Below are 7,284 nucleotides of genomic sequence, written 5' to 3' on the forward strand. Positions count from 1 at the left end.
TCCACCACCCCCACGAACTCCTCAACAACGAAGACGAGCACGACGACGAAACCGAAGACGACGACCCGTGATACGCGCTGCTACCGAGGCCACGTCGTGAGTGCGGCGCGGGCGAAGTCGACCGTCTTTCTCGCGGGCGACTCCTGTTCGTCGAGCCTGGCTCCGCGACGTTGCAGCAAGCCCGTCCAGCGCAGCGTGTCTGTGACCTGGGAAAACGCTCGCGCCGCCGATGCCGCTGTGATCCGGGAGCCGTCGCCGCACATCCATCCCAGCCCGTCGAGCAGCTCCGCGACGATCTCCTCGCGATCCTCGGTGATCCCGGCGGCCACGGTGGCCAGGTACAGCAGTCCGGCTTGATACCCGCACCGGTCGCGCGACGCCGTCGGGGTCCGCTCGGCGAGGTGCCACCACAACCCGACTGGGTCGCCACGCAGTGCCCGGCCCCGCGCGGTCGCGAGCAAACGGCCGTGCTGCTTGCGCAGCAACCCGAGCCGCTGCGCCGATTCCCGCAGGTTCAGCACCGGATAGGTGAGGTCCTCGCGGTTGCCCGCGCCGATCCAGAACTCGTCGAACCCCAGTTCGGTGAACGCGGCCGCGACATGCGCTGGTGGCAGGTAGCCGGCCTGGGTGAGTTTGATGCCGTCGTCGCCGACCCGGTCCAGCAACCACGCGTACGGACGCACCGCCGCGGCGGCGCTGTCGGCGCCCACCAGCACCGGATCCTGCAGGCGCGCACGGGCAAGCAGCCGACGCAACTCGCGCTGCCCGTGCGTGGTGCGTATCGCGTCGAGCAAATCCCGCAGCGGGCCGGCGATCTCGTTCGGCGACACGATGGCGTCCAGATCGGCCAACGCCTCGTTGACCGCGTCGATATCGAACGGCGTCGGTGCCCAGCCCTGCGGGTCGGTGTCGGGACCGTACATCTCGGCATATTCGGCACGGGCCGCCGCATAGTCGGGGTGCCCGGGATCGGTGGCAGCGACCAGCAGCGCGTAACCGCCGATACCGCCGCAGTCCTCGGCAGGGCCGGGTCGACGCCCACCGGTGCAGATCGCCCGCGGCGCCGACGCGTCGCGCTCAAGCACGGCCTCGAGCCGGATCACGTGCTCCCAACTGTCGCCGAAGTCGTATTCGTAGAACAATCTGTCGCCGACGTCGACCAGCACCTCATCCAGCCGCACCTCTTCCTCCGGCACGCCCTCGTCACCCTCGTCGGCCGAAAACGGACACAGGTAGTACTCCGTCTCGCGGCTGTAGCAGGCCGGCCCGCTACCGAACCGGTGCAGGTGGGAATCGGTCCAGCCGAACGCGGCCTGCATGATCTCGTGCACCTCGTTCAGAAACAGGTCCGAGGCGAGTTCGAGCCGCCGCCACACCGGCGGTTTCGTGCCGGCCAGGTCCGCCCGGACCCGAAGCGTCACCGTTTCCGACCGGCGTGGCCGGCGGCGCGGCGGTGGTTTGGTCGCGGCAAGCAGCTGCTCGATCGGTGTCGGACCGTCGACAAGCAGTCTTTGCGCAAGCGCCTGGATATCGGCGGGGGAGCCTCCCGCCAGCGCCTCCCTGACACTCCGCAGGATTTCGCCGTTGTCGTCCGCCACGCCGACGACGGTAGTTCATAACCGTGCGCAGTGTTGGCAGGATGAGCCGATGCACGACCGGACGTCGACAGAAATCTCCGACATCACCGATGCGCTGAGCCTGTGGCGGCTGCTGGTGGCCGGTGCGACAGCCCGTGAGCTGCCGCCGGCCGTTGCGACAGACGCCTTCCAGCGACTGCACAGCAGCGGTGAGCCGGGCGCTTTCGACTCCGCGCTGCTGCTGTGCACCGACTGGCGGTGGCGCCGCGTGAGCGCAAAAGTGATTGCCGGCGTAGCGGATTCGGCGATCCTCGACGATGACGAGCAGGATCGGCTCGCCGACACATTGCTGTGGAACGAACAGGTGCTCTATGGCTACCCGCTCTGGTGGACCGGCAATACCTTCGTCGAATTCGATCTGGGTTCGCCCCGGCCCGGCCGGACGATCCGGCTGGATCCGAACACTCCGGCGACCGCGCACCGTCACGTGTGGCCGCCGCTGCGGGCATGGGCTGCCGGGCGGATCCTGATGCAACACCGCGCGAGCGCGGCCGACGTCCTCGACCACGCACGGTCGCTGCCGGCGCGCGACGCCGCCGCGGTGGTGACCGGAGCCGTCCGCGTCGCTGCCGGCCTTGACGAAGATCAGGCGCGCATCGTGGTGAACGCGGCGCTGGCCTGGGGCCATAAAGCACCCCGCAAGGCAGCATTGCAGCGGTTGCTCGACGGCGGTGAGGTCGACCTGGTGCGGACGCTGGCGAATAGCGACCCCGACGTGTCCATTCGGCACTGGGTATCCGACCAGCTCGACGACAGGTGCCTCCAGTACAGCCTGCTCGACTGACGAGGCCGACCCGATCCGCCCCGACCGGCGGTAAGGTCGGCTCTCGGAAAGGACGAACACATGGGATTTCTGGGCACAGCCACGGGCCTGCCGCCGGCGAACACCGACACCGTCGACGCGGTGCAGGACGCGGCCACGACGGCCCTGAACGAGGACCGGCAGCGGTAACCCATGGCGAAACTGTCCGGATCCATCGCCGTGGCACTGCCGCCGGAGCAGGCCTGGGCGCATGCCTCCGACCTGGCCCGCTACAAGGAATGGCTGACCATCCATCGGGTGTGGCGCAGCAAACCACCCGAGCAGCTGCAGAAGGGCACGGTCATCGAGTCGATCGTCGAGGTCAAGGGCATGCCCAACCGCATCAGGTGGACCATCGTGCACTACAAGCCGCCGGAAGCCATGACGCTCAACGGCGACGGTGTCGGCGGTGTCAAGGTCAAGCTGCTCGCCAAGGTCAAGCCGAAAGACGACGGCTCGGTGGTCAGTTTCGACGTGCACCTGGGCGGGCCGGCGTTGTTCGGGCCGATCGGGATGATCGTCGCCGGCGCGCTGAAAAGCGATATCCGCGAATCATTGGACAAGTTCGTGACCGTGTTCGCGCCGGCCTGAGGCTGCCTGCGCCGTCGCGCGTTAGTGTCGCATTATGACCCGCCTGAAGTCCGGTTGGCTGGTGGCGTTGTTCGCGGCGATCACCTCGGTTAGCGCCTGGCTGCCGTGGCTGCAGACCAGGGTCGACGGCGGCGGCTGGGCCAACGCCGTCGGCGGCAGCGCCGGCAACCTGGTGTTGCCACGCGGCTTCGGGACGGGCCAGCTCATCGTGGTGTTGTCCGCGGTGCTGATCGTGGCCGGCGCAATGGCCGGCCGCGGACTGTCGGTCCGGTTGGCATCGGTTGCGGCGCTGGCGATTTCGCTGCTCCTCGCGGCGCTCACGGCGTGGTACTACCACGTCAACGTCAACCCGCCGGTGGCTGCCGGCTACGGGCTGTATGTCGGTGTCACGGCCGCTGCCGCCGCGGTGGCCTGCTCGCTGTGGGCGTTGGTGTCGTCGTTGGCCGGCCACCGGTCGCGCTGAAACCGTTGGCGCGCGACGGTTTTCACAGCCCGATCGCACCGGCCGCCGAGTCGGCGGTGTGCCAGCGCCGCAACTGCGCGCCCGCAGCCCACGTCGAGTGGGTTCCGCTGGAAATGCGTTCCGGCAGTGGGAGTTTGCACACCGGGCCGTCCCCGGGCCGGGCGGCGTCGAAAACCAGGCAGTAGGAGGCGTCGGCGTTCACGTCCGTGGTCAGCGTGACCAGGTAGCCGTCGTCCTCGCCCCGGCCGCCGCGCCGCGGCGCCATCGCGGTCTCGCTGCCGTAGACGCCGTCACCGAACGCGTAGCGCTCCTCGCGGCCGGTGCGCACGTCGTGCTTGACCAGACCGTCGAACAGGAACCAGCCCGGCTTACCGGCGGCGGCGTAGGTGTAGCGGTAGTTGCCGGCGGCGTAGTCGGCGTTGATCATCCCGAACTCGGTCACCGACTCCGACAGTTGTTCCTCGTTCACCGCACCCGTGACGAGGTTGAACCGCCACCGGTGCAGCCGGGCCTGCATCCGGTCGAGGGCCAGGAAGCGAAACGCCCGCTGCCACGTGGTGCCGGTGCCGGTGTCGGCGGGCTCGGGGTCGCCCTGGAAAAAGCCGTCCAGCACGATTTCGTCGCGGTCCTCGTAGGCGTTGACGAAGTGCAGAACGAACGTCGGCTCGGCCTCGAACCACCGGATGTCGGCGGTCTGCCCGCGCCGTGGCAGCACCGCGAACCGGGACGGCATGTCCGGGTGGAACCGCGCGGCGTGCACGCCGCGTTGCAGCAGGTCGGGATCCCAGAACAACGGGAAATCGTTGAGGATGACGTAGTTTTCGGTGAACGCCATGTCGTGCGGCAGCCGCGGCCCCGGCAGCGGTACGTCGATGTAATGGACAAGCTCGTTGCGTTCGTCGACGACACCGTAATGCAGATACGGGGCCTGCTTGCTGTAGTTGAAGAACAGCAATTCGCCAGTTGCGTTGTCCACCTTGGGATGTGCGGACACACCCCAGTCGAACGGAAAGCTGCCGTGCCAGCTCTCCTTGCCGAGCGTCTCGGCGGAGTACGGGTCGAGCCGGTACAAATCGCCGCATTGGTAGAAGCTGGTCAGCGCGATGCCGCGGTGTACGACGACGTCGGTGCTCGACGCGTCCTTCAACAGCCCCCGCGCACCCCAGCCGTCGGTGCGCTTGGCCAGTGACGGCGGCTCGGCCAGGCCCGGCCACAGCGGGCCACCGGCGTCGTTCTCCGCCAGAAAGCCGTCTGTGCGGATGAATCGGTTGCGGTAGAACGCTTTTCCGTCCCGGAATCCGACCACTTGCAGCATGCCGTCGCCGTCGAACGGGTGGTAGGACCGCAACGCCGGGTGCAGCGGGTTCTCGGTGTTGCGCAGATAGACACCGTCGAGGTCACCGGGAATCTCGCCCTCGACCGGGGTCAGGTCGTCGGCGTCCCACTCGGTGGTCTGCGGCCGCCACGGGCCGGTCCGGTAGGGGTGGTCGTCGTCGTCGGGCAGCGTGGACAGGAACTTGCCGACGATCTCGACGTCCATCGTCAGAGGCCTTCCGCCGCGCCGACGACGAAGCTCACCGTCGTCGCGGTGCTGCCGCCGAAGTTCAGCGTGCCAAAGGTTTTCGCGCCGTCGACCTGGTAGTCGCCGGCGGTCCCGCTGACCTGCTTGGCCGCGTCGACGAGCATCCGGATGCCCGACGCGCCGACCGGGTGCCCGCCGCCGATCAGCCCGCCGCTGGGGTTGACCGGCAGCCGCCCGCCGATCTCGATCTCCCCGTTCTCGATCGCCTTCCACGACTCACCCGGCCCGGTCAGCCCGATGTGGTCGATCGCCAGATACTCACTCGGGGTGAAGCAGTCGTGCACCTCGATGCCGTCGAGGTCGTCGAGGGTCGCCTCGGCGCGGCGCAGGGCATCCAGCGCCGCCGCGCGCAGGTGCGGCATCACATACGGGTCGTCGGCGGCGCGGTCGAGTTTCTGCCGCAGCCCCAGCCCGACGGTGCGGTGTCCCCAGCCGTCGATCCGCCCCAGCGGGCGGGCGTCGGGGTGCGCGCGCAGGTAGGTGTCGCTGACCAGGACGACGCCCGCGCCGCCGTCGGTCATCTGGCTGCAGTCGAAGCGCCGCAGCCGGCCTTCGATAACGGGGTTTGTCGCGTCGTCGTCGGCGATCGGGTCGGGCACCGTCCAGCCGCGGGTCTGCGCGAGCGGATTGCGGCGCGCGTTGGCGAAGTTCAGCTGCGCGATCGCCCGCAGGTGGGTGTCGTCCAACCCGTAGCGGCGGTCGTACTCGTCGGCAACCCGGGAGAACATCGACGGCCACAGGAACCGCGCGTCGGCCCCTTCGTACCCGATCCAGGCGGCCGCACCCAGATGCGCGGCCGCGGTGTCACCGGGCACCGTCTTCTCCAGCTCTACCCCGACGACCAGAGCGGTGTCGTAGTTGCCGGAGCGCAGGTCTGCCATCGCCGCCAGCGTCGCGACGCTGCCCGACGCGCACGCGGCTTCGTGCCGGGCGGCCGGGGTGTGCCACAGGCCGTCGCACACGGTCGCCGGCATCGCACCGAGGTGGGCCTGCCCGGTGAACATCTCCCCAAAGGCGTTGCCGACGTGCACGACTCCGACATTGGCGGCGTCCAGCTTGGCCGCGGCGAGGGTGGCGTCGACGACCTCGCCGGTCAGGCCGGCAACGTCGACTCCCTCTCGGGTGAGGTTGCGTGCGAAGTCGCTCTGATAGCCGCCGAGAATCCAGACGCCGCTGTCCATGACCGAACTCTACAACCGGCGCGGCCGCAGGTGGGCGTGCCATCACGGTCAGCCGGGTCCCGTAGCGGGGTGCGATGCCGAAACTGCGCCCCGTCCCGGTCATCGCCATGCCGGGTATGCCGGGCATGCCCGCGCCGGCGGCCTCGAGGGGCTCGGCGGTGCCCAGCAGTGTCACGGGGGTGTGTGACAGCTCGGTGACATTGCTGGCCGTGGGGGCGGCGGCCCACGACGCCGGCACCGACATCGGCCCGATCTGACCCGCGCTGCGCGCCGCCGCCAACACCTCGCCGGAGCCCGCATTCGCCGACATCAGCGCCCCGGCACCGCCGCCCGTCCCCGCGCGCAACCCGCCTACCAATTCCGCAGCGGGCACGCCGGCCGAAGCCTCCTCCGCTCCCTCCTTGGCTATCTTTTGCTCGGCGGCAAGGATGTCGTACCCATCCTTGCGGGCCCCAATAAGGTTGACAGGAATGGATTGGATGCTGTTCGCCCCGTTCGTAAGTGCGAAAAAGGCGAGCACTTCATCGAGGACGGTGAAGTCTGCCGGGATAAGGGGAGGGATCGGCCCACCGGTCGGCGGTGGTCATGCGCACTGGCGCGGCAACGACGGTGCCGTCGCCGGCCACGAATTGCCTACGGGCGGGTCGTCGTCGATGGAGTCACGGATCGAGCAGTTCTCGCAGTAGAAGCTCACTCTTCGGGGAGAGCAGGTGCGGTGGGTAATGCTGCGCGACGCAGTCGAGGGCTTCGTCGCGCGATGCAAAGCCGCAGATGCGGTAGAGGGACCGCAGATCTTCGGCGTCGCGTTCGATACGTGCAGCCGCGGCTTTCATGGCAAACAAGTAACGCGGTGAGGCTATCCGCACGCTGATGCCCGGCTGCTCGAAGAGCGTCGTCGCGTTGGGGTCCGATCCGGGCAGAAACCCTTTGACTGCATCATTGAGCCAGCCTTCCGGAAGATTATGGGCGCGGGCGACGTCCTTGGCGGCCGCATACACGACCTGGTTGGGCTCGAAAACGGCGTCGAG

Annotated in this window: 7 protein-coding genes and 1 pseudogene; 3 read left to right on the plus strand and 5 right to left on the minus strand. The window is 68.7% G+C overall.

Annotation, left to right across the window (positions count from 1 at the left end; all coding sequences use genetic code 11):
* Positions 1–80: 80 nt before the first annotated feature.
* Complete coding sequence (locus ABDW21_RS15500; protein WP_343602434.1) at positions 81–1,598, minus strand: plasmid pRiA4b ORF-3 family protein; 1,518 nt, start codon at positions 1,596–1,598, stop codon at positions 81–83.
* 49 nt (positions 1,599–1,647) lie between these two features.
* Here ABDW21_RS15500 and ABDW21_RS15505 point away from each other — a divergent pair, with 49 nt between their 5' ends.
* From ABDW21_RS15505 to ABDW21_RS15515, 3 genes are all read left to right on the plus strand, one after another.
* Positions 1,648–2,421, plus strand: a complete 774-nt coding sequence (locus tag ABDW21_RS15505; RefSeq protein WP_343602433.1) for a hypothetical protein — start codon at positions 1,648–1,650, stop codon at positions 2,419–2,421.
* 171 nt (positions 2,422–2,592) lie between these two features.
* Positions 2,593–3,030 (plus strand): SRPBCC family protein, encoded by a 438-nt coding sequence (locus tag ABDW21_RS15510; RefSeq protein ID WP_343602431.1) that lies wholly within the window; start codon positions 2,593–2,595, stop codon positions 3,028–3,030.
* Positions 3,031–3,061: 31 nt separating this feature from the next.
* Positions 3,062–3,493, plus strand: coding sequence for a hypothetical protein (locus ABDW21_RS15515; protein WP_343602437.1), 432 nt, complete (start codon positions 3,062–3,064; stop codon positions 3,491–3,493).
* Positions 3,494–3,515: 22 nt separating this feature from the next.
* Here ABDW21_RS15515 and ABDW21_RS15520 read toward each other — a convergent pair whose 3' ends face one another.
* The 4 genes and pseudogenes from ABDW21_RS15520 to ABDW21_RS15535 form a co-directional block, all read right to left on the minus strand.
* Positions 3,516–5,033 carry a carotenoid oxygenase family protein gene (locus ABDW21_RS15520; RefSeq protein ID WP_343602429.1) on the minus strand — a complete coding sequence of 506 codons (1,518 nt, stop codon included), beginning with the start codon at positions 5,031–5,033 and terminating at the stop codon, positions 3,516–3,518.
* A 2-nt stretch (positions 5,034–5,035) separates the two neighbouring features.
* A complete protein-coding gene (locus tag ABDW21_RS15525) occupies positions 5,036–6,256 on the minus strand; it encodes an acetyl-CoA acetyltransferase (protein WP_343602428.1) in 1,221 nt (406 codons plus the stop codon).
* Positions 6,257–6,347: 91 nt separating this feature from the next.
* A pseudogene (locus ABDW21_RS15530) lies at positions 6,348–6,566 on the minus strand (hypothetical protein); the annotation flags it as partial.
* A 349-nt stretch (positions 6,567–6,915) separates the two neighbouring features.
* Positions 6,916–7,284 (minus strand): hypothetical protein (locus ABDW21_RS15535; RefSeq protein ID WP_343710684.1); only part of this gene is annotated, 369 nt, incomplete at its 5' end.

This window comes from Mycobacterium sp. (assembly GCF_039583805.1).
GTDB lineage: Bacteria > Actinomycetota > Actinomycetes > Mycobacteriales > Mycobacteriaceae > Mycobacterium.